Here is a 21,660-nt window from a genome sequence, read left to right on the forward strand (position 1 = left end):
CTCACTACTCACTACTCACTACTCACTACTCACTACTCACTACTCAAACTCACTAATTTCTCAGCACTTTTCCTCCGGTGATGATAGATTGTATGCGCTCCAGTGTTTTACGTTCGGTACAAAGCGAAACAAAGGCTTCGCGTTCCAGGCCAAGCAGGTAATCTTCACTTACCAGTGATGGCTGCGACAGATCACCACCGGCCAGTACATAAGCCAGCTTTTGCGAAATTTTCACATCATGCTCACTGATATAATTGCCGCTATACATGGTATTGGCGCCAACATAGCCCAGTCCTAATGCCTGCTTGCCCAGCACTCTGATGTCGGTGCGCTGAACGGGTTGTACATAGCCTTCATTGGCCATTTGCAGGCAGTGTTGTTTAGCCTCGGCCAGTAAACGGTTTTGTGATACTACAACTACATCGCGGCCTTTTTTAAGATACCCGTGTTCAAAGGCTTCATAAGCGGAGGTCGAAACCTTAGCCTGGCCGATAGTTAAAAACCTGTCGCGGAAATTATTCAATTCAATATCACCATCCTGAAGCTCGTCCGACAGGCGCAGGGCAAACTCTTTGGTTCCGCCGCCGCCTGGGATGAGGCCTACACCAAACTCTACCAGGCCCATGTATAGTTCGGAATGGGCAACTACCTTATCTGCATGCAGGCAGAGCTCACAGCCGCCGCCTAAAGCCATTTGATGCGGTGCAGCAACAACAGGTATAGAGGAATACCGGATGCGCATCATAGCATTTTGAAAAGCTTTGATCACTATATTAAGTTCATCAAATTCCTGCTCAACGGCCATCATGAATATCATACCCACGTTGGCGCCGGCGCTGAAATTGGCTCCCTCGTTAGAGATCACCAACCCTTTGTAGCTTTTTTCGGCAAGGGTGATGGCTTTGTTCAAGCCCTCGATCACATCACCGCCAATAGTGTTCATTTTGGTGTGAAATTCCAGGTTAATGATGCCATCGCCAATATCGGTAATGGTAGTGCCGCTGTTTTTCCAGATGGTATTTGCTTCCCGGATGTTGCTCAGGAGAATAAAGTTTTCCGTACCGGGGATTACTTTGTATGTTTTAGACCCGATGTCGTAATACTGGCGTTTGCCCTCAGTTATTTTATAAAAACTATCAGCGCCGGAGGCCAGCATATCGTAAACCCATTGGGCGGGTTTATTGCCCATAGCTTCCATTGCTTTAACGGTATTGGCTACACCGAGGGCGTCCCATTTTTCAAAGGGGCCCATTTCCCAGCCAAAGCCTGCGTTTACGGCGGCGTCTATTTTATAGAGCTCATCGGCAATTTCGGGGATGCGATTGCTGGCATAAGCAAATAGCTGGAAAAAGGTGGTACGATAAAAATCACCTGCTTTATCTTTAGCCGCAAAAAGGATTTTTAGCCGTTCTTTTAAACTATCAATTGTTTTGGTAACATCTAATGATGGAAATTTTACTTTTTGCGATGGTTTATATTCCAGCGTTTTCAGGTCAAGCGCAAGGAATTGACTTGCGCCATCAACCTTTTCTTTTTTATAAAAGCCCTTTCCGGTTTTGCTGCCCAACAAGTTGTTCTTCAGCATGCCGTTCACAAATTCGGGAATGGCAAACAGTTCTTTTGCTTCATCATTCGGAACATTTTTGCTGAGGCCGTTAGCTACATGTACCATTGTATCTAACCCAACCACATCATTGGTGCGGAAGGTTGCTGATTTTGGATGACCGATAACCGGGCCGGTCAGCTTATCAACCTCTTCCACCGTCATGCCTGTTTTTTCAACATAATGCAGCACACTCATAATGCTGAAAACGCCGATGCGGTTACCGATAAATGCGGGCGTATCTTTGGCCAATACCGTAGTTTTTCCCAAAAACTGCTCGCCGTAATTCATCAAAAAATCAACTACCTCAGGTAAAGTATCGTTAGTGGGAATGATCTCTAACAGTTTTAAATAACGCGGCGGATTAAAAAAGTGGGTGCCGCAAAAGTGCTTCCTGAAATCATCGCTGCGGCCCTCGGCCATCAAATGTATCGGGATGCCTGATGTATTGGAAGTGATGAGCGTACCCGGTTTACGATGTTTTTCAACAGTTTCAAATACCTGTTGTTTAATATCCAGGCGTTCAACCACTACCTCTATTACCCAATCGCATTCGGCAATTTTAGGCATATCGTCCTCAAAGTTACCGGTAGCTATTCGCCGGGCAAATGATTTGAGATAGATAGGGGACGGGTTTGATTTTAAGGCGAAATCAAGCGCATCGTTCACTATTTTATTCCGGGCTTTTTTATCGCCGGCAGGTGCATCTTTAGGTACAATATCAAGTAATAATACCTGCACACCGATGTTTGCGAAATGGCAGGCAATCCTGCTGCCCATTACACCAGAGCCAAGTACTGCTACTTTCTTTATAATTCGTTTAGTATCCATATGAATTTAGTTAGTAGTTAATGGTGAGTAGTGAATTGAAATCAGGTGTTTTGGAATGTTGTATTCCATTCACGCCTCACTGTTTAATCATTCTGCCCGCTCCCAGGTTGTTGTTCGGCCTAATAGCGATATTCCTACATAACCGCGAATGGAGAGTGTTTTTCCGTTGTGCGTAATGTTACATGAATAGGTTTTTCCGTTTTTGGGATCATAAATTTTACCATCTGTATATTTATGATCGCCATCGGGAACAAAACCAGAAAGAATATTCATTCCTATAATTGGTCTGCTACGCAACTTTTCGTCTTTGTTTTCTTCGTCGGTTTTGGGTTTGCCGTCTTTCAGAGGCTCTTTCAGCCAAACTATTTTACCATTGAATTTGCCATCGGTACCCTTACTGATCTGTATTTTGGCGCTTTTAATATCATTATACCATAGTCCCTCAATTTTATCGGTTTGGGCCTTTGCCGTGATATTTACAGATACCACAGTGAGTATTATCAATACCAGGCGAACGAAATGTTTTGCAGGTGATAACATATTTTTTGCTTGTTATTGCCAAATAAAATCAGATATGCCTTAGTAAAATAAATACAGGCTACGGCATATAAATATTAAACTTTGCCGCTTTGCATAAGACAAACAGAATTACCAGACAGGATTAAGAAATAATTTATTATTGGTTTATAATTAAACAAATATCTTTTTTACCGAAGCTTAACAAAGGTTAAAATGGCGGAAACATTTGTCAATATTTCGGATACTTTGCTCGTGTAATTATTATAAATGGTTTATTGAAGATAAGTATTTTTTGTTGAAGTATGGGTAGAGGGCAACCGTTGATGTTCAATAAAAGGGTATGAATTAAACCCGGTTTTACACGATGAAAATATAGATTATTGGGATGGTTATTTTATTGAAGTTACCGATGATTTTGTTTCTTCCACATAATCCTCAGTTCGGGGAGCCTTCATAAATAATGAGCTTAGCGCTGCAGGTAATACGGCCAGTTTGCGTTTTTCCATATCTATCCAGGCGCCGTGAGCCGTAATAATGGCCGCCTTTATGCCATCACCACGAAACACTTCGTGCCTGATTTTCCAGCGAGAACCATCCGGGCGCGAACGGGATACCTCGGCAGTTATTTTTATATGATCGCCAAGTGCTATCTCCCGCAGGTAACTTAACTCTTCTTTAAAAAGTACAGGCCCAATTTTAAAACCAAAAAGATTGGTGGGCTTCAGGCCCAGGCTTTCGAGCATATTTAAACGGGCCTGTGCGCCCAAATCGGCATAAGCCGAGTGGCGCATGTGCTGATTAGCATCAATCTGCGACCATAATACCTGACCCTCATAAAAAACGTTCATGAGCTTATTGTTTATTTAGCTACGTGCCGGATTTTTTTCAATAAAGCCCCTACGGGCCTCCCCACCGGCCTGGTAGGGGAGGCTTCCTGGTCCTCTTGTCGGGTAGCGTCGAGTGCATGGCACTCCCTTTCCTCTGGAGAGGGTCGGGGTTATCGTTTAATAGCAGTATTTATTTGCTTCAATTAATTTGGCCGCTATGTTTCTGCGGGCCTGGGTAGTATTGATATCTTCAGTTTTGGTAAAGCGTTTAAGGCCCATAAGCATCATGCGGCGTTCGTCGCCATCAGCAAATGAGTTGATAGCCTCGCGGCCTGCCTTAGCTATATTTACGGCAGCATCGTTAATATAAACACGCATCATATCAAGCTGTTCCTTAACGGCATTTTCGCCTGTTAAGGCAACCAGTTTTTCTACACGTAGTTGCAACGACTCGCTTACGTAAAGCTCTATCAGCATATCGGCCAGGTACATCAGCACTTCCTGCTCCTTACCAAGTTGGGTCATTAACTTTTGTACTGCCGAGCCGGCCACCATTAATATGGCTTTTTTGAAGTTGGCAATATATTTCTTCTCCTGGGTAAATAAGCCCTCCTCATCGCCACCGCCAAAGTCAGGTACGCTCATCAACTCTCCGGCAACTTTCTGGGCTGGTCCCATGAGGTCGAGCTCGCCTTTGAGCGCGCGTTTCAGCATCATGTCAACGGTAAGCATCCGGTTAATTTCGTTAGTGCCTTCAAATATCCGGTTAATACGCGAATCTCGATAGGCGCGATCCATCGGTGCGTCGGCGCTGTAACCCATGCCACCATATATTTGTACCCCTTCGTCAACCACATAATCTAATGTTTCAGATGCATGTACTTTGATTATAGCGGCTTCAATGGCAAATTGTTCGGTGCCTTTTAATTTGGCCTGAATAGGATCCATGCCTGATGCTTCATACATTTCGGTAGCTTCTTCCATATTTTGGCTGGCCCGGTAAATGGCCGATTCGCAGGCATAAGCAAGAATAGCCTGTTGCGCCAGTTTGTAGCGGATGGCTCCATATTTTGAAATAGGTCTGCCAAACTGCTCGCGCTCATTAGCATATCGAATGGATGTCGTAATCACCTCTTTGCTGGCTCCAATGGTGGCGCCACCTAATTTAATGCGGCCCAGGTTTAAAATGTTAACTGCTATTTTAAAGCCGTTTTGCCTGTCAGACAACAGGTTTTCTACCGGTACTTTACAATCATTAAAAAATACCTGACGGGTTGAGCTGCCTTTGATACCCATTTTATGTTCTTCGGTATTTAATGACAAGCCTTCAAAATTTTTTTCTACGATGAAGGCGCTCAGGTTTTCATCATCATCTATTTTGGCAAACACGGTGAAAATATCGGCAAAGCCCGCGTTGGTGATCCACATTTTTTGGCCAGTGATCAGGTAATATTTACCATCGGCAGAAAGTTTGGCCCTGGCCTTACCCGAATTGGCATCAGAACCGGCGCCGGGTTCGGTTAGGCAGTACGCGCCTTTCCATTCGCCGCTGGCCAGTTTAGGGATGTATTTTTCTTTTTGAGCATCGTTACCATAATATAAAATAGGCAGCGTGCCAATGCCTGAATGTGCCGAAAACGCAACAGAGAACGAGTTACCGGCTCCCAATTTTTCGGTAACCAGCATGGAGGTTTTGAAATCTTTACCAAAGCCGCCATATTGTTCAGGAATTGATATGCCAAGCAGACCAAGTGCGCCGGCCTCTTCCATCAGGTGAGGCATCAGCCCTGCTTCCTGCTCATCAATACGGGCTAAGTTGGGGACTACATTTTGAGCAAGAAAATTGGTGCATGTTTCGGCAATCATTAATTGCTCCTCATTCCATTCTTCCGGAATAAAAACACTATCCGCCTGCGTTTCCCTGATCAGAAACTCACCTCCTTTTATAGCTTTTATTGATTCGGTCGCACTCATAATCGAAATGTTTTAATGTCAAGTAGTTAGTATCAGGTATCAAGATGCCTGCAGGTAGCTAAATAACCTTCAAGGTCTTGATACCTGATACTAACTACTTGATAATGTTTCTGGTTGGTTTTATAATCAGGAGTAAAAGTATAAGCCCTGTTTGCAGAAAAAAAGGGCAGCAATGCGGAGGTATTGGTCAAAAAGTCGGAAACAAATGCTGATATGTGCCTTTGCTTATTTGAAGGCACTAAATATTAAGGACTATAGGATTAATGTGAGGTAACCACCCTGTAATCAGACGGCGACATGCCAGTATGCTTTTTAAAATATTTACCAAAAGAGGATTGATCTGGAAAGTGGATCTCTTCGGCCACCCGGGCAATGCTTATTTCGTTATTACGCAGCAATACCTTAGCCTCCAGCACAACGGCCTCATCAATCCACTCGCCGGCGGTCCGGCCTGTTACATCCTTAATAGTTTCAGTTAGATGTTTGGGCGATACATACAATGAGTCTGCATAATACTGTACGTTTCGGTGTTCTTTATAATGATGAAAAACCAGATCCTGAAAAAGCATATTCAATTCCTGTTTACGGGTTTGTTTACCTTTTACAATAACATGTTGCTTTTCATAAATGGACTCCACCTCATAAAGCATGGTAATGAGCATGCTCCTGGATATTTCCATGCGGTAGGGGTGGGTTTCCCGGGCCATTTTTTGCTGCATTAATAAATAAATATCAAGCAGCATTTTAGCATCATCGTGGCTTGGATATATTACAGGGAGCGACGCGCTTTTAAAATAACTGAACGATTCCAGGAAGTGGCTGTTAACATTATTTTCAGTTAAAAAAGCTTTGGAAAAGACAATGAAACGGCACAGGAAATCGTCACTGCTTTCATAGATACGTAGGATATGAAACGGGGTTGCCAAGAGCATGGCATCGGGTTTGGCTTCGTAAACCTGTAAATTGGCTTCAACGCGCGCGGTTCCACGGGTGCATATGCCTATGATATAGCCATCTGAGCGGTATGGATATTCGCTTAAACTGAGTAGCTGTCTTTCGTCGGCAATAAAAAAATCAGGGCCTATCAATTTATCGGCATACAGGTCGGCAAATTTTGACAGGCTCAGCTGAGCTATCTTTTTGCTCACGTATCTGGGAGTTTTGCTCATGTAACGGAAAGATATAATTTATTGTCTGAATTTATTAAAAGTGTTAATTAAACGGTAATAATATTTAGTGTTATTTTATGAAAATTGAAGTATGAATTAAAGTTTTATCCGACTTTTTGACCAATACCTCCGCATTATAGCCCTTTTTTTGCTTTAAAACGCACTTAATTTTATTTCTTAATTAGATGCCGTTTGTTCCCCCAAACAAACCACTTATTATAAACCAATTATATTTATCATGAAAAAACTTTTACTATTGCTGTTTGCAATATTACCTGCTATGGTATTTGCCCAGGGTTTTCAGGTTAACCTTCACGGACAAAAACAGATAGCTATGGGGCACACCGGGACCGGCTTACTGCAAGACGGCTCATCTATATTATTTAACCCTGGCGCTGTAGTTATGCTGCCCGAAAATTATGTGCAGGCCGGTATTAGTCCGCTGTTTTTTAAGTCGGCTTTTAACCCCAGCGGTACTGCTGATCAGTTTCGTGTTAAAAATAAAGTAGCCACCCCTTTTACAGCTTACGCGGTATGGGGCCCAAAAAATTCATGGTGGAAATTGGGGTTGGGCGTTTATACACCCTACGGTGGTTTAACCGACTGGGGCGACCAATGGACAGGTAAGTATGTACTGGAAAGCCTTGATCTGAAAGCTATTTATTTCCAACCTACTATAAGCATTAAATTGGCTGATTTTTTAAGTGTGGGAGGTGGTTTTGTGTACAATCATGGTACAGTTACGCTAACCCGGGCCATTCCGCTCGTAAATTCAGCGGGTGATGTTGGACAGGCTGAGTTGAAAGGCAACGCGCATGGTTTTGGCTGGAACGCGGGTGTGTTTCTGAAAACCGAAGTTGGCCTTACGATAGGTTTAGATTACCGGTCAAAAATAAATACTACCGTAAAAAACGGGGATGCTATTTTCAATGTTCCGGCATCTATACAAGCCAATTTTCCGCAGCCTAATACATTCACTACAACATTACCACTGCCTTCAACATCGTCTATCGGTTTAGGGTATTCGCCGGCCAAAAACTGGTTAGTAGCCGTTGATGTGAATTTTACCCATTGGTCGGTTTATAAGGTACTGGGATTTGATTATGCGCAGAATACACCTACGCTTCAGGATACCTACTCGCCCCGTAACTATAAAGACGGATGGAGCTACCGTGCCGGAGCGCAATACAAAGCCACCGATAAGTTGTTTTTACGTGCGGGCGGCGGCTATGCTACCACTGCTGTTCGGGATGGTTATGTTACGCCCGAAGCTCCTGATGCCAACCGGTATTATTTTACCGGCGGTGTAGGTTACGCGCTGGCCAAACACCTCGATCTTGACGTTTCATTTGAGTACGAGCGGGTAATATCGCGTACACAAACAAATATTGAATCGCAGTTGTCGGGTACATTCAAAACCAATGTTTATATCCCGGGCCTGTCACTTGCTTATCACTGGTAGTATTTAAATGCAAATCAAATGAAAACTTATAAATCATATTTACATATATTTTTGGCCGCGGGTTTATTAAGCTTTGCCGCCTGTAAAACCGAGATCAATACACCCAAACCATCGCGCGGAACGGCAGATTTTTCGAGGTATATCGCGGTAGGTAATTCACTAACTGCCGGCTATGCCGATGGTGGTTTATACCGCGAGGGCCAAATGAACTCATACCCCAGCATTATTGCAGCGCAAATGCAAAAGGTAGGTGGCGGGGCGTTTACGCAGCCACTTTTTACCCCCGAGCAGGCTAATGGCTCCGGATATTTGAGGCTGGCAGGTTTCAATGCCGATGGTACCCCTAAAACAGAGCAGGTTAAAACTAACCTTGCTGTACGGGGACAATTAGCTGTTCCGGGGTTTGGAAATGTGATATTGTATACCAAATATACAGGTGATATTAATAATTATGGTGTGCCAGCCATTAAGCTGCAACAAATAACCTATGCTCCTTATGGTAATTTAAACGGCTATTTTGAACGGTTACTACCGGGTGATTCGCCAACAAATACAACTACTTATCTTGATTTTGTTACCGCCAAACCATTTACCTTTTTTACCGATTGGCTGGGTAACAACGATGCCTTATTGTATGCCACAAGCGGCGGGGCAGGAGATGTACTTACAGATAAAGCAGTGTTTACGCAATTATATAATTTATCTATAAACAAGTTAACCGTTAACGGACAAAAAGGAGCAGTAGCTACTATTCCTGATGTTACCTCGGTTCCTTATTTTAATACCGTAACGGTGGGGGCTATTCTGGCGGGTGTGCAAAAGGCTAATCCGGCGGCCAAGGCTTTATATGTTAACGCGCTTGTTTCCGGTACTACATATGTGCCGCGGATTGCTACCGCGAACGATCTAATTGTGCTTACGTTTCCTACCAGTATGATAGGGCAGCTTGTAAATACTCCTGCTGGTCCTTTGCCTTATGGTTTAACACCTTATACTCCAATAGACAACCAGTATGTTCTTGATCAAAACGAAGTTGCACTTACACAGGATTACGTGAGCTCCTACAATGCTACCATTAAATCAGTAGCTGCATCAAAGGGCCTGGCAGTTTTTGACGCCTTTACCTTTTTAAATGATATTAAAGCGCATGGCCTTACGGTTGATGGTGTAAACCTGAGTTCGGCTTATATCAGCGGCGGTATATTTTCGTTGGATGGGGTGCATTTAACCCCTCGGGGCTATGCCATTGTAGCCAATGAGTTTATTAAAGCGATCAATAAACAATACAATGCCTCTATTCCGCAGGCTAATGTTTCCAGCTACAATGGGGTTAAATTCCCTTAAAGATAATTAACTAAAGACTGATCTCGTTCAGAGCCGTTTCTTCATAATAGAAGAGCGGCTCTTTTTGTATGACTTAAAATTTATCTTTCATGCCTAATAAACCCCAAATGCCTCCGCTGTGAATGGCCAGTATCTTGCTGCCAGGTTTAAAATGTTTTTTAGCAATCAAATCGTATAGGGCATACATCATTTTGCCGGTATAAACCGGTTCAATCACTATGCCGGTTGCGGCTACAAATTGTTTAATAAACTCAATCAATTCTTGATTCGTTTTACCATAGCCTCCAAAATGATAATCGGTATGCAAGTTGTATCGGGCGGGAGTGATTAATAAACGATCGATTTCATCTTTTATAAAACCACCGTTTTTAAATACCGGCACGGCATTAAACATAGTTTTAAGCCGATGCCTTTTTAGCCCGTTAATGATGCCTGCTGCGGTAGTTCCGGTGCCGCAGGCGCAAAAAATATGATCGTAGGTTTCGGTAAGTTCATCAACCAGTTCGCTGCAGCCTAAAGCTCCCTCGGCAGAAGCGCCGCCTTCATCTATAAAAAAAGCATCATGATCATCACCAAAATATTGCGCGAACAAAGCAGGTTTATCGCGATAGCTTTCTCGGTCGGTAAATATCAATTGCATACCATGCAGTTTGCATAAAAACAGGGTATCGTTATTTACCGCTTCGCCGCGTACTATGCCGGTAGCCTTAAAGCCAAAACGGGCAGCAGCTGCTGCGGTGGCCAGCAGATGGTTGGAGTAAGCCCCGCCAAAAGTTACCAGGTGGCTTTTGTGCTGTTGTTGTGCGGCTTTAAGCAGGTATTTTAATTTACGCCACTTATTACCCGATATCATAGGATGTATCAGATCATCACGCTTTAAAAAAACTTTTACGTCGTGCTTGTCAAACAGCGGATTGCTGATGGACTGAACGGGACTAAAAACTTCAAGATCGATATTCATTGTATGTTTGGTATCAGGATATTCGTATCAAATATCAAGACAGCTTTCGGGAATGCCAAACTATTCAAAAATCCTGATATTGGATACTAATATCCTGATACTATCTTAACCTACCGCAAAAAACGATTACTTTTGCGTTCAAATGGCAGACGATACCGAGTTTTTAGAGCAGGAAGAACAGGATTTATATGAACACTTACGCGTTGTGGTTGACAAAGGGCAATCACTGCTGCGTATTGATAAATTTTTAATGCACCGGGTAGAGAATGCCTCGCGTAACCGTATTCAGAATGCTATTGAACTGGGTAATGTGCTGGTGAACGATAAGGCTATTAAATCAAGCTACCGCGTAAAGCCACTTGATGTAATATCGGTAGTATTACCGCACCCTCCGCGCGATACCGAAGTGTACCCGGAAGATCTGCCAATCAATATTATTTATGAGGATGACGATGTACTGGTGGTTGATAAAGCCGCAGGTATGGTAGTGCATCCAGGTTATAATAATTATACCGGTACCCTGGTTAACGCGCTGGTTTATCATTTTCAGCAATTGCCTACGCTGCCAGGGAATGATGGTCGTCCGGGTTTGGTTCATCGTATTGATAAGGATACTTCAGGGCTGTTATTGATCAGTAAAAACGAGCGCTCCATGAGCTGGCTGGCCAAGCAGTTTTTTGATCATACCATTACCCGTAAATATGTAGCGCTGGTTTGGGGCGATCTGGTAGAGGATGGTACCGTTACAGGCTATATTGGCCGCAGTATAAACGATCGCCGGGTAATGTCGATATATGATGATCCGGAAAAGGGCAAATGGTCTGTTACGCATTATAAAGTGCTGGAGCGCATGGGATATGTTACCCTGATAGAGTGTCAGTTGGAAACCGGCCGTACCCACCAGATTAGGGCGCATATGAAACATATTGGCCATCCATTGTTTAGCGACGCTACTTATGGTGGCGATAAAATTTTAAAGGGAACCGTATTCAGCAAATACAAACAGTTTGTAGAGAATTGTTTTGAGCTGATGCCTCGTCAGGCTCTGCATGCACAGGTATTGGGCTTTTTGCATCCTACCCTAAAAAAACAGATTATGTTTGAATCGCCCTTACCTCCAGATTTTGAAGGCGTGCTGCAAAAATGGCGCAAATATACTGCCGCTGGTAATCAGGTAAATACAATTCCGGATGAATCATAATATACATTAAACCAACCTAAGCATGGTTTTTGTATAGGCCTATGGCAATCATGAATTTACAATGCTGTAGCAATATGAACAACTTTACTTGTTTTATCTGAGTAAAAAAACTGCAAATTTGCGCTCTTGAAATCTGGACATCCGAATGACGCCTGTTTTTATCAATTTTAATGGAGAAATACACCCGGCAAACAGCCATTTGCTAACCATAGCCAACAGGGCTTTCAGGTATGGCGACGGTTTGTTTGAAAGCATGCGTTTAATGAAAGGCCAGCTAAAATTTGCTGACCTGCATGCCGACCGCCTGCAGCGTGGAATGAAAGCCCTTAAAATTGACGGCTATTCGCAGATGGATACTTATTTCTTAAAAGAAATTGTAGAGGAGTTGGCTAAGCGGAACAAAGTAAAGCATGGCAGGTTGCGCCTAACCGTTTACCGTGATGCCGAAGGTTTGTATACGCCATCGCAAAATAAAATGGGTTATTGCCTGGAGCTTATCGCATCTGAAGAGCCCCGTTATTTTTTGAATGAAAAAGGGCTGATCATGGATGTGTTCAGTGAATTGCCTAAGGCAAACAATTATCTCTCAAATATTAAAACCTGCAATTCGCTTGTTTATGTAATGGCAGGTATTTATAAAACACAAAATAAGCTTGACGATGTGTTTTTGCTGAATCAAAATGGCTTTTTGTGCGAGGCCAGCAGCTCCAATATATTCATATACTACCAAAATCATTTATATACCCCTGCTTTAAGCGAAGGATGCGTAGAAGGTGTAATGCGCAAGGTAGTGATACAACTGGCGCTGGAGAACAATATTGATGTTACCGAGGCCCAAATAAACCCGGATATACTCTACGAGGCAGATGAAGTGTTTTTGACCAATGCTACCCGCGGTATACAAACCGTAATGGGCTATGGCGTAAGGCGCTACTTTAACCGCATCAGCAAAGTGCTGATGGATGAGTTGAATAAGCTGTAGGCATGGGTTTTGAGTGGTGAGTAATGAGTTTTGAGTTGGGCTTTTATTAACTATTCAAAACTGAATACTCAAAACTTATAACTGAAAAGATACCGGAGTTTTTATAGCAGCCAGTATGCCATCCCAGAGAGCAATACGTATTTGCAGAGCATGTTTTACAGCTTCGGTGGCTTCCTGCCATTTGGTATCACCCTCGCCGCAAAGTTCGGCAGTCATTTGGTGGGCCAGTTGTGAATGGTGGTCGCCGTCAACCTCAATATGACGTTCAAGGTAGTAGAGTAAAATATCAACTTTTCCCGGTAGTTGTTTGCTTATCTCTTTTACAATGCTTACAAACATGTCGGGTATCAGGTCTTCGCGGCCAAAAGTAAATACAGCTGCCTGTACGTGGTTTTTATTGCTTTCAATTACCTCAAAAGTATGTTGCATAAAGTTGCGTGCGCTTAGGGGTATATCGGCAATGATCAGGGCTTCGTCAATATGTTTACCGAAATTCAACTCATTAAATAAATTGTTGATGGCTACGGCATCGCTTCCTGCTTGCTGCATAGCACGCAGGTATAATTCAAAATGGCTGGTACGGTTGCCTGCCTCGTCTACATCGCTTTCTTCGCCGGTAACGATTTCATTGATGAGGTATCGGGTGTTGGAATTACCCGTAGGCATCCAGGGTGTAACGGTACAGGTTAATTTTTGCTGCAGCGATTTTAATAGTGACATAAAATCCCAAACGGCAAATACATGGTGATCCATAAATACGGTAAGCTCATCAAGTGAGTTGATGTTTTTATAAAGCTCATGTTGTATCAACTGATCACGTAATGGTTGTATTTCGTTTTTTAAACGGATAATTCTGTCGCCGTAGCTTGCCATTGAAGTAAAAATTAAAAGGTCGCAAAAATAGCAAATGCGGTGATTATTAAGGGCGTGTTCGCTTATTTTGACGTTGTTTTGATGCGCATCTGAGATGTTGAGCACCTACGGAGCTCTTATTCTTATTTTTCAACAAATGCTACAAAGCTGTAGTTCCTACGGAACTGATAGTAAGGAGGTATAAATTAAAATGCGACAAAGCTGTAGTTCTTACGGACTACAGATAAGATTATAAAAAAGATATTCTTAACACAAAGCTTTAATTCCTACTGAAGTGAAAATGTAAAATTGGTCATGCTTGTTGAAAATACTTCGATTTTTTATCTGCTCATGTACCCCGTAGGGGTAAAAGCTTTGTAGCAGAACATAAAAAACAGATAATCCTGCTCCGTAGGAGCAGACTCTATTCGGGTAATTTGAAAATGTATTTCTCATCAAAAGTAATATCAAAACTTTTGAGTATTTCCTGATATTCAGTTAGAAATGTTTTCTTTCTATGATGTTCCTGTTGATTTAAAATATAATTCACCACCTTATCAACTTGCGATTTGCTGTAGCTAAAGGCACCATATCCTTCTTGCCACTGAAATTTACCTGGTGTTAAATTCTGTTTATTGATCCATTCCGATGAATCACTTTTTACTATCCTCATTAAGTCAGATATAGCATGCGATGGGTTAATCCTACAAACAAATGCAAGTGATCAGGCATATTATTAATGGCTATGACCTTATGCCCATGATTTTGAACAATAGCGGTAATATACAACCGCAAACGATTGTCCCAATCCTCATGAAGTAAAGACACGCGGTACTTAACCGCAAATACAATATGAATATATAGTTGAGTATAAGTGTTAGGCATAAAAAAGTACAGCCGACTTACAAAACTCTAATTACAACTTAACCCCTCTTAAAAAGTCTTCAATTCCCATGCGTTTTTTGCCTTCCAGCTGTATATCAGTAAGGCTGATAAATCGATCTTTAGCGGCAAATTTGAGGTGGGTTTTATTATCGGTCAGGAAGCCGCCTGGCTGTATGGCTGGCTCATCGGTTAGTAATTCTGATGCGTATATCTTTAAAATTTTACCATTTAAATCGGTATAAGCAGTAGGTACCGGACTTAAGCCCCGTATTTTATTGTAGATGTGCAGGGCAGGTTGGGTCCAGTCAATGAGGCAATCCTCTTTAAAAATTTTAGGTGCATGTTTTAGTTCTTCACCGGTGTGTAATTGTGACTGCGGATGTTCATGGTAACGGCCGCTTTCTACAGCCTTTACTGTTTTTACCAGCAGACCGGCACCTTTATTCATAAGCCTGTCGTGCAGTTCGCCTGCGCTTTCATGGCCGCTTAGTGTTAGTTTCTCGGTGAACAATACATCACCGGTGTCAATTTCATGCTTCAGGAAAAAGGTAGTTGCACCGCTTTCTTTTTCGCCATTGATAATTACCCAATTAATAGGGGCCGCACCGCGATATTGCGGCAACAATGAAGCATGTAAATTAATAGTGCCCCTTGGCGGCATATTCCAAACAACCTCGGGTAGCATGCGGAAGGCTACTACAACCTGCAGGTCGGCATTTAATGCTTTAAGTTCGGCTAAAAATTCCGGGTTTTTTAATTTTTCGGGTTGAAGTACCTTCAAATTATTCTCAACCGCATATTGTTTTACAGCCGATTCACTTACCTTTTGGCCGCGGCCGGCTGGCTTATCAGGAGCTGTAACCACACCTACAATATCACATCCCGCTTTAATTAAGGCATCTAATGATGCTACGGCAAACTGGGGAGTACCCATAAATACAATTCTCATGTTACAATATATGTTTGATGGTGCTTTTACCTTTTATTGATATAATAAATATTTACCGCGAATGTTTTTAAACTTATTCAGGCCTGGTTCCCAGCTTTTGCGTATCTCACTTTCGCTTTTACCAGTTTCAATTTGTTTTTTTAGTTCTGATGTACCTGCCAACTTCGTGAAATAGGCATTAAAGAAATGAGCTTTATCCGGAAAAGCTTTATAAAGCTCAAGTAGTAAGGATATGTCAACCCATCCTCTTTTTCTGATCGTAGCTGAACTGTACTCTTTTAAGCTAATGCCATAACACAGTTGATCCTTTTGCGGCGGGTTCTCGCTCATGCCGGGTATGCTTACCGGAGTAAATGAAAAAGTGTATTTGCCTTTTAATGATGGATGCCCAAGCTCCAGAAAAGGAAACAAGGTGCCCCTGCCCAGGCTTAGCGTTGTTCCTTCAAACAGGCATATACTTGGGTATAACAAAATAGATTGATCGGTATTTAAATTAGGCGATGGATTTACAGGCAGTTTGTAAACCATATCATGTTTGTAATTAGCTATAGTGATAATCTTTAGCTTGCATTTAACGCCGCCTTTCAACCAGCCTTCGCCATTGATCATTTGCGCGTATTCGGCAATGGTCATGCCGTGGCTAATGGGTATAGGATGCATGCCCACAAATGAGCGTGGGGCTTTGGTTGTATCCAATACTGGTCCGTCAATGAGGTAGCCGTTGGGGTTTGGCCTGTCCAGTATCATGAGTTCCATATTATTTTCGGCGCAGGCTTCCATTACGTAGTGCAGGGTTGAAATGTAGGTGTAAAAGCGTGCTCCCACATCCTGAATGTCAAATATAACCAGATCGAGGCCTTTCAGGTCTTCCGGTGTAGGTTTGTAATGTTTATTACCGTACAATGATATAACCGGTAAGCCGGTTTTGGGGTCTGTTGCATCATTTACGCTGGCACCATTGCTGGCATCGCCCCTAAAGCCGTGTTCTGGGCCAAATATCTTTTTTATAGCTATGCCTGATCTTAAAAGCGTATCAACGCTGGGCGTAAGGTTTTTGCCAATGACCGAAGTTTGATTCACTACCATCCCAATATTTTTTCCTTTCAGATAATCAATATACAGCGGAACCTGATCGGCACCGGTAATTATTTTTGAACCGGTTTGGGTTGCCGCCGAGTCGGGATTTTGGCAAACTAAGGTATTGCCGAGAGCAGCGTTTGTCCACAAAGCTGTTATTAATGCACAATGGAAAAAAATGAGTGTTTTTATCATAAATATTATGTTTAAACAATTTTAGTAGTTTAGGTTTAGCGGCAAAACCGCATATTTGCGAAGGTACAAAAAATCATTCTGCATTGAGTTTCGCCTCTTTTATATCAGCACGTATAACATTTAAGTCAAAACGCACCTTTTCAAAACTCATAGTGCGTATTGCCATTATTGGTATTATGCTGGGTTTAGGGGTGATGATACTTTCGCTGGCCATTGTTAAGGGCTTTAAACACGAGATTCGTGAAAAGATACGAGGTTTTGCCGGTGATATCCGCGTAGTGAAGTTTGATAATAACACCTCCTATGAAAATTCGCCTTTTATTGATGAAAGTGGTTTTCAAAAGCGTGGCCTTAAAAGCCCCTATATTACTTATATTATGCCCTTTGCTACCAAGCCTGGAATTATTAAGGCCAATGACGAAATTGAAGGCGTAGTATTAAAAGGGGTTGATAAGAGTTACGATTGGACCTTTTTTAAAAAAATAATGGTAGCCGGCAGCGTAATTGACTTTACAGACTCGGTTGAGGCGCAAAAAGAGATCATGCTTTCGCAAACTACGGCCAACCGTTTAAAATTAAAGGTAGGCGATAAGCTGCTGATGTATTTTGTACAGGAACCACTGCGTAAGCGACAATTCAAAATAAAGGGGATATTTAATATTGGGGTTGAAGAGGTAGACAAAACGTTTGTGGTAGGCTCTTTGACATTAATTAACAGGCTTAATAACTGGAAACCCAATGAAATTGGTGAGTACGAATTACGCGTGTCTGATTTTAATAAAGTAGGCTACGCGGCCGACCGGCTGGATGATATATTACCTATAAAACTACGCTCATTTACGGTAGAGGAAGATTATCCACCCATATTTGAATGGCTCAAACTGCTTGATGTAAATTCGGTAGTAATGCTGGCACTCATGACGCTTGTTGCTGTAATTAACATGATATCGGCCCTGCTGATCATGATACTGGAGCGCACCACCATGATTGGCATGTTTAAGGCGATGGGCGCCACCAGCTGGAACATACAAAAGATATTTTTGTTAAACGCGGCCTACCTTATTGGTCTGGGTTTACTGCTTGGGAATGTTTTGGGTCTTGGTCTTGGCTTTTTTCAGCAGCAAACCCACTTTTTTAAGCTCGATCAGGCATCGTATTATATGACCTTTGTACCTGTTGAGTTTAACCTGGGCGATATCCTGATGCTCAATATAGGCACGCTCGTGATCTGTTTGCTGGTACTTATTATTCCGTCTATGCTGGTAAGTAAAATATCGCCAGTAAAGGCTATACGGTTTAAATAAGCTAATATTCCTCCAATAATTTACCTGCTGCTTCTTTTACTTTTTGGGCGATGTGAAATTAAGTTTCAGGTTTAAACCGCCTGCGCCAAAACGGAGTTGTTGCGAACCAAGGCCATCAAGCGGGTATTTTAAGAATGGCTCAATAACTATCCGGTTGCTCTTGCCTATAGGATATCCCACACCAAACGAAACATTTAGGGTTTTGGCAAAGTAAAATCCAGTGAAGTTTTTGCGGGTTGTTTCGTCCGTTGTTTGCTGGGATGCTCCGGCTGCTATAGATGATGAGCTATAGCCGTAAACAGAGGTGTAAGCCTCATTTATAAATGTTCCGGAGCTTAAACCGGCAGAAATGTAGGTGTCGCTTTTTTGCGGATTAAATTCGTATTTAAGGTTCAACGGAATATCCAGACCAACTAAGTTGGCATTATAGTTTTTCAGCACAGGAAATGATGTATTAGCAGCAAACAAATTCTCTTTATCATAAGCACTTGCTAAAGCCTGTGGCTTAGCCACTGCACTCGAATAATAATTAAGCGGAATATTATTACTGCCGTAACTCAGTGTATTTTGAGCCAAAGCCAAACCTGTAGAAAGTTTTATGTTTTTGCTGAGTTTGATATCAGATGAGAAACCTACACCGGCATTAACCTGATTGGCACTGCCTTTTGCATAATTAAAAAATGTAGCAGCGTATACACCGAAGCGTACTTTTTTATCTTCTGAATACTTTTCATCTGGCTTTGGCGTATTGCTTTCACTTGCAAATAATGCGGCCATTGAGTTAGCTTTTGGTTGTGTTGGGCCTTTTGCCTGTGGAGTATTCACCATTGCAGGAGTTGTGCTGCTGTTATTGGACGGAGCAGCGACTACAGATTTGGAGCTGTTATTTGCAGGCAAAACAGCGCCGTACTGAGGAGCGTTAGTAGCCACTGCTGCTTGTTGAATACCATTTTCAGGTTTGCCGGGTACTATACCGGAGTTAGCCGTATTTTTTGATCCGGCAACTACAGGAGTACCGGTTGGGTTAGCTGCATACTGCGCCGTATTAGTTTTTAAACTTGTATCAGCAATAGCTTTTGTGATTTTTGTTAATGGTTGTTGTTGTGTTGATTTTGTAACTGTGTTAGCATAGGCAGGCGCATTGCTGTTAATTGCAGCAGGTGCTAAAGGTTTGATAGTCTGTTGTTTTGATGCGGGTAAGGCATTGTTATTTGCTGATAAATCAGTCGCCGTATTATTTTTAATAACGGGAGCTTGTTTAACAACCAATTGCGTAGTTGTATCCGGGTTTGTCAGTTTTTGCTCTTTTTTAACCTGTTTTGCAGTCAGTGTTTCGGACTTCTGCTTTGCAGGGTTCATCATCCATAAACCGATACTTATAAATAATAAAATAGCAGCGGCAGCGCTTGCCCACCATAGCCAGGCAACCGGACGCTTCTTTTCCGTTTCAGGAAATTTGTTCCTGAGCAATAGCCAGCCTTCATCAGCAGAGGGGTAGGATGGGTCTTCGAAATTATCAAACACCTCCCTGATGCGGTTGCTTAAGTCGTTATCCAACTGCTCATTCATGGTTTTGTGTTTCGGTCCTTAACATTTTTCTTAATCTTTCTTTTGCCCTGCTCAGGTAAACCCTTGATGAGCTCACCGGAATAGTTAGCATGTTTGCAATCTCGTCATGATTATATCCGTCTATTTCGTATAAATTGAAAATGGTAAGCTGTATTGCGGGCAGCTCTTTCATGAGTTTTAATATATCCTGTACGTTTAAATTGTCAACCGTGCCTAAATTGCTGCTTAGAGGAGCGGCATTATCCAGTTCAACGTTAAACTGAAATTTTAAATCCTTACGCCGGCGGTCAATAGCGGTATTAACCACAATAGTGCGCAGCCATGCTTTAAAGGGTTTATTGATATTATAGCTATGAATAGCATTAAAAACTTTTATAAAAGCATCATTTACAGCCTCTAAGGCATCATCACGGTTTAGGCTATAACGCAAACTTATCCCCATAGCATAGCCATAGAAGAGCTTATACAGCATTTCCTGGTATTTTAGGCTGCCTGTTTTGCATTGGCTGATGATTTCTTCTTCAGTAATGCGAGGGGGTGAATGCATTAAGTATTTTTAATTCCGCTTAAATAAATCTTATTTTTTAATCAATTATTTATAGCCTTTACGAAGCTTTGAACGGTATTGATACAATGAAAGAAAAAAAATATTGTATTTGTTTGTTTCATTAAAGGCTGATAATAAATTAATTATCAGGATACAAAATTAAAAAATCAGCGACACTGTTTAGTATTGCTGATTTTTTAATTACATAATTCGGAGATTTATAAACGACCGACACCTTTTAAAGCTACGGCCGTTAAATTAAAACATAATTAATTTGTGATCTTATAAAGGTCATAAAGCAGAACAGAATCCTGCATTTGATTAGCGCGGGAAATTAAAAGCCTTATGCCATTATAACGATATTGATAAGTACCTACTAAATGAACTTTGGCCTGAGGGCCGGCTTTATAAGTACTATCATTAAAAGCAATCAGCGAATTATAGCCATCATATAAAAAAGTTCCTTTGCTGCCGGCATGTATGGTAGCTGTATCGCCAGTTACTGAAAAGAGATTAGGATTAGCTATTTTTATATTAAGCAGTGAGTCTTTTTTTACAGTATCATAAGCGCTGGTAGTACCTTTTTGTACAAGTAATCTGAATGTGCCTTTATAGTTGCCTACTGGTGGCGGAATAGGTGTATTGTCTGATTTTGGTGAGCAGGCAGCACCTAACATCATTAAAAATAATGGTAATAAATAGAGTAAATTGCGTTTCATATAAATTGTATTTTTTAACCCATACGTAACTTTTTACGAAACGCTACACCAGCGTACAATTTTTTTATAGTTTTTTGGCTTCGTCCCAAAAAATATCCATCTCGGCAAGACTCATGTCGTGCAGTTGTTTGCCGCTTTCTTTGGCCTTAAGTTCCAGGTATTGAAAGCGTTTGATGAATTTTTTATTGGTTTTTTCCAACGCGTTCTCCGGGTTGATGTTAATGAACCGTGCATAATTAATGAGCGAAAATAACAGGTCGCCAAATTCGCCTTCTGCCTTTTCATGGTCAATGGTGCTGTCATCCTCGGCATTAAATTCGTTTTTAAATTCCTGCATTTCTTCTTCAACCTTGGCCCAAACCTGGTTCTTCTCTTCCCAGTCAAAACCCACACCCCGTGCTTTTTCTTGTATGCGCGATGCCTTTACCAATGCAGGTAATGAGGCAGGTACACCGCCTAAAACAGATTTATTGCCTTCTTTTAATTTGATCTGCTCCCAGTTGCGTTTTACGTCATCTTCATTTTGTACTTCAACGTCACCGTATATATGCGGATGGCGGTTGATCAACTTTTCGCAAACGCTATTCAATACATCGGTAATGGTAAAATCATTTGTTTCTGAAGCTATCTTAGCGTAAAAAACCAGGTGGAGCATAATATCGCCCAGTTCCTTTTTTATTTCGGGCATAT

General features: G+C 41.9%; 18 protein-coding genes and 1 pseudogene. 5 read left to right on the top strand and 14 right to left on the bottom strand.

The window, feature by feature from the left end:
* Window positions 1-52 precede the first annotated feature (52 nt).
* The 5 genes from AAGC65_RS17015 to AAGC65_RS17035 all read right to left on the bottom strand — a co-directional run bounded on the left by AAGC65_RS17015 (window position 53) and on the right by AAGC65_RS17035 (window position 6,923).
* On the bottom strand, window positions 53-2,434 hold the full coding sequence (locus AAGC65_RS17015) for a 3-hydroxyacyl-CoA dehydrogenase/enoyl-CoA hydratase family protein (RefSeq protein WP_343113663.1): 2,382 nt from the start codon (window positions 2,432-2,434) through the stop codon (window positions 53-55).
* An 87-nt stretch (window positions 2,435-2,521) separates the two neighbouring features.
* The gene (locus AAGC65_RS17020) at window positions 2,522-2,974 is read right to left on the bottom strand and encodes a DUF2147 domain-containing protein (protein ID WP_343113664.1); all 453 of its coding nucleotides are present in this window, start codon (window positions 2,972-2,974) and stop codon (window positions 2,522-2,524) included.
* A gap of 368 nt (window positions 2,975-3,342) precedes the next feature.
* Window positions 3,343-3,801, bottom strand: coding sequence for an acyl-CoA thioesterase (locus tag AAGC65_RS17025; RefSeq protein ID WP_343113665.1), 459 nt, complete (start codon window positions 3,799-3,801; stop codon window positions 3,343-3,345).
* Between the two features lie 156 nt (window positions 3,802-3,957).
* The gene (locus tag AAGC65_RS17030) at window positions 3,958-5,754 is read right to left on the bottom strand and encodes an acyl-CoA dehydrogenase family protein (RefSeq protein WP_343113666.1); all 1,797 of its coding nucleotides are present in this window, start codon (window positions 5,752-5,754) and stop codon (window positions 3,958-3,960) included.
* A 260-nt stretch (window positions 5,755-6,014) separates the two neighbouring features.
* Window positions 6,015-6,923 carry a helix-turn-helix domain-containing protein gene (locus AAGC65_RS17035; protein WP_343113667.1) on the bottom strand — a complete coding sequence of 303 codons (909 nt, stop codon included), beginning with the start codon at window positions 6,921-6,923 and terminating at the stop codon, window positions 6,015-6,017.
* Window positions 6,924-7,161: 238 nt separating this feature from the next.
* Between AAGC65_RS17035 and AAGC65_RS17040 the strand changes: the two genes are divergently transcribed.
* Window positions 7,162-8,385, top strand: coding sequence for an outer membrane protein transport protein (locus AAGC65_RS17040; RefSeq protein ID WP_343113668.1), 1,224 nt, complete (start codon window positions 7,162-7,164; stop codon window positions 8,383-8,385).
* An 18-nt stretch (window positions 8,386-8,403) separates the two neighbouring features.
* The gene (locus AAGC65_RS17045; protein WP_343113669.1) at window positions 8,404-9,729 is read left to right on the top strand and encodes an SGNH/GDSL hydrolase family protein; all 1,326 of its coding nucleotides are present in this window, start codon (window positions 8,404-8,406) and stop codon (window positions 9,727-9,729) included.
* A gap of 73 nt (window positions 9,730-9,802) precedes the next feature.
* On the opposite strand, the gene AAGC65_RS17050 is transcribed toward AAGC65_RS17045, so the two are convergent.
* The gene (locus AAGC65_RS17050; RefSeq protein WP_343113670.1) at window positions 9,803-10,690 is read right to left on the bottom strand and encodes a pyridoxal-phosphate dependent enzyme; all 888 of its coding nucleotides are present in this window, start codon (window positions 10,688-10,690) and stop codon (window positions 9,803-9,805) included.
* 142 nt (window positions 10,691-10,832) lie between these two features.
* Between AAGC65_RS17050 and AAGC65_RS17055 the strand changes: the two genes are divergently transcribed.
* On the top strand, window positions 10,833-11,891 hold the full coding sequence (locus AAGC65_RS17055) for an RluA family pseudouridine synthase (protein WP_343113671.1): 1,059 nt from the start codon (window positions 10,833-10,835) through the stop codon (window positions 11,889-11,891).
* A gap of 145 nt (window positions 11,892-12,036) precedes the next feature.
* The gene (locus tag AAGC65_RS17060) at window positions 12,037-12,873 is read left to right on the top strand and encodes an aminotransferase class IV (protein ID WP_343113672.1); all 837 of its coding nucleotides are present in this window, start codon (window positions 12,037-12,039) and stop codon (window positions 12,871-12,873) included.
* A 75-nt stretch (window positions 12,874-12,948) separates the two neighbouring features.
* On the opposite strand, the gene AAGC65_RS17065 is transcribed toward AAGC65_RS17060, so the two are convergent.
* The 4 genes and pseudogenes from AAGC65_RS17065 to AAGC65_RS17085 form a co-directional block, all read right to left on the bottom strand.
* Window positions 12,949-13,746: a DUF3050 domain-containing protein gene (locus tag AAGC65_RS17065; protein WP_343113673.1), complete on the bottom strand. Its 798-nt coding sequence runs from the start codon at window positions 13,744-13,746 to the stop codon at window positions 12,949-12,951.
* Window positions 13,747-14,149: 403 nt separating this feature from the next.
* A pseudogene (gene tnpA, locus AAGC65_RS26205) lies at window positions 14,150-14,610 on the bottom strand (IS200/IS605 family transposase).
* A gap of 31 nt (window positions 14,611-14,641) precedes the next feature.
* Window positions 14,642-15,559 (bottom strand): methionyl-tRNA formyltransferase, encoded by a 918-nt coding sequence (fmt, locus tag AAGC65_RS17080; RefSeq protein WP_343113676.1) that lies wholly within the window; start codon window positions 15,557-15,559, stop codon window positions 14,642-14,644.
* Between the two features lie 33 nt (window positions 15,560-15,592).
* Window positions 15,593-16,831 (bottom strand): DUF1343 domain-containing protein, encoded by a 1,239-nt coding sequence (locus AAGC65_RS17085; protein ID WP_343113677.1) that lies wholly within the window; start codon window positions 16,829-16,831, stop codon window positions 15,593-15,595.
* A gap of 83 nt (window positions 16,832-16,914) precedes the next feature.
* On the opposite strand from AAGC65_RS17085, the gene AAGC65_RS17090 reads away from it, so the two are divergent.
* Entirely contained in the window at window positions 16,915-18,135 is a 1,221-nt protein-coding gene (locus AAGC65_RS17090; RefSeq protein ID WP_343113678.1) for an FtsX-like permease family protein, read from the top strand.
* A 36-nt stretch (window positions 18,136-18,171) separates the two neighbouring features.
* On the opposite strand, the gene AAGC65_RS17095 is transcribed toward AAGC65_RS17090, so the two are convergent.
* The 4 genes from AAGC65_RS17095 to mazG form a co-directional block, all read right to left on the bottom strand.
* Window positions 18,172-19,704, bottom strand: a complete 1,533-nt coding sequence (locus AAGC65_RS17095) for a hypothetical protein (RefSeq protein WP_343113679.1) — start codon at window positions 19,702-19,704, stop codon at window positions 18,172-18,174.
* Complete coding sequence (locus AAGC65_RS17100; RefSeq protein WP_343113680.1) at window positions 19,697-20,251, bottom strand: RNA polymerase sigma factor; 555 nt, start codon at window positions 20,249-20,251, stop codon at window positions 19,697-19,699. The genes AAGC65_RS17095 and AAGC65_RS17100 overlap by 8 nt, the downstream gene beginning before the upstream one ends.
* 269 nt (window positions 20,252-20,520) lie before the next feature.
* Window positions 20,521-20,970, bottom strand: a complete 450-nt coding sequence (locus tag AAGC65_RS17105) for a hypothetical protein (protein WP_343113681.1) — start codon at window positions 20,968-20,970, stop codon at window positions 20,521-20,523.
* 64 nt (window positions 20,971-21,034) lie between these two features.
* Window positions 21,035-21,660 (bottom strand): nucleoside triphosphate pyrophosphohydrolase (mazG, locus tag AAGC65_RS17110; protein WP_343113682.1); only part of this gene is annotated, 626 nt, incomplete at its 5' end.

It is taken from the genome of Mucilaginibacter sp. (genome assembly GCF_039207105.1).
In the GTDB taxonomy this organism is placed as follows: domain Bacteria; phylum Bacteroidota; class Bacteroidia; order Sphingobacteriales; family Sphingobacteriaceae; genus Mucilaginibacter.

Bases quoted from the DNA above. Each gene is read 5' to 3' on its own strand.
- AAGC65_RS17015 (WP_343113663.1), bottom strand. From the start codon at position 2,434: ATGGATACTAAACGAATTATAAAGAAAGTAGCAGTACTTGGCTCTGGT.
- AAGC65_RS17020 (WP_343113664.1), bottom strand. From the start codon at position 2,974: ATGTTATCACCTGCAAAACATTTCGTTCGCCTGGTATTGATAATACTC.
- AAGC65_RS17025 (WP_343113665.1), bottom strand. From the start codon at position 3,801: ATGAACGTTTTTTATGAGGGTCAGGTATTATGGTCGCAGATTGATGCT.
- AAGC65_RS17030 (WP_343113666.1), bottom strand. From the start codon at position 5,754: ATGAGTGCGACCGAATCAATAAAAGCTATAAAAGGAGGTGAGTTTCTG.
- AAGC65_RS17035 (WP_343113667.1), bottom strand. From the start codon at position 6,923: ATGAGCAAAACTCCCAGATACGTGAGCAAAAAGATAGCTCAGCTGAGC.
- AAGC65_RS17040 (WP_343113668.1), top strand. From the start codon at position 7,162: ATGAAAAAACTTTTACTATTGCTGTTTGCAATATTACCTGCTATGGTA.
- AAGC65_RS17045 (WP_343113669.1), top strand. From the start codon at position 8,404: ATGAAAACTTATAAATCATATTTACATATATTTTTGGCCGCGGGTTTA.
- AAGC65_RS17050 (WP_343113670.1), bottom strand. From the start codon at position 10,690: ATGAATATCGATCTTGAAGTTTTTAGTCCCGTTCAGTCCATCAGCAAT.
- AAGC65_RS17055 (WP_343113671.1), top strand. From the start codon at position 10,833: ATGGCAGACGATACCGAGTTTTTAGAGCAGGAAGAACAGGATTTATAT.
- AAGC65_RS17060 (WP_343113672.1), top strand. From the start codon at position 12,037: ATGACGCCTGTTTTTATCAATTTTAATGGAGAAATACACCCGGCAAAC.
- AAGC65_RS17065 (WP_343113673.1), bottom strand. From the start codon at position 13,746: ATGGCAAGCTACGGCGACAGAATTATCCGTTTAAAAAACGAAATACAA.
- fmt (WP_343113676.1), bottom strand. From the start codon at position 15,559: ATGAGAATTGTATTTATGGGTACTCCCCAGTTTGCCGTAGCATCATTA.
- AAGC65_RS17085 (WP_343113677.1), bottom strand. From the start codon at position 16,831: ATGATAAAAACACTCATTTTTTTCCATTGTGCATTAATAACAGCTTTG.
- AAGC65_RS17095 (WP_343113679.1), bottom strand. From the start codon at position 19,704: ATGAATGAGCAGTTGGATAACGACTTAAGCAACCGCATCAGGGAGGTG.
- AAGC65_RS17100 (WP_343113680.1), bottom strand. From the start codon at position 20,251: ATGCATTCACCCCCTCGCATTACTGAAGAAGAAATCATCAGCCAATGC.
- AAGC65_RS17105 (WP_343113681.1), bottom strand. From the start codon at position 20,970: ATGAAACGCAATTTACTCTATTTATTACCATTATTTTTAATGATGTTA.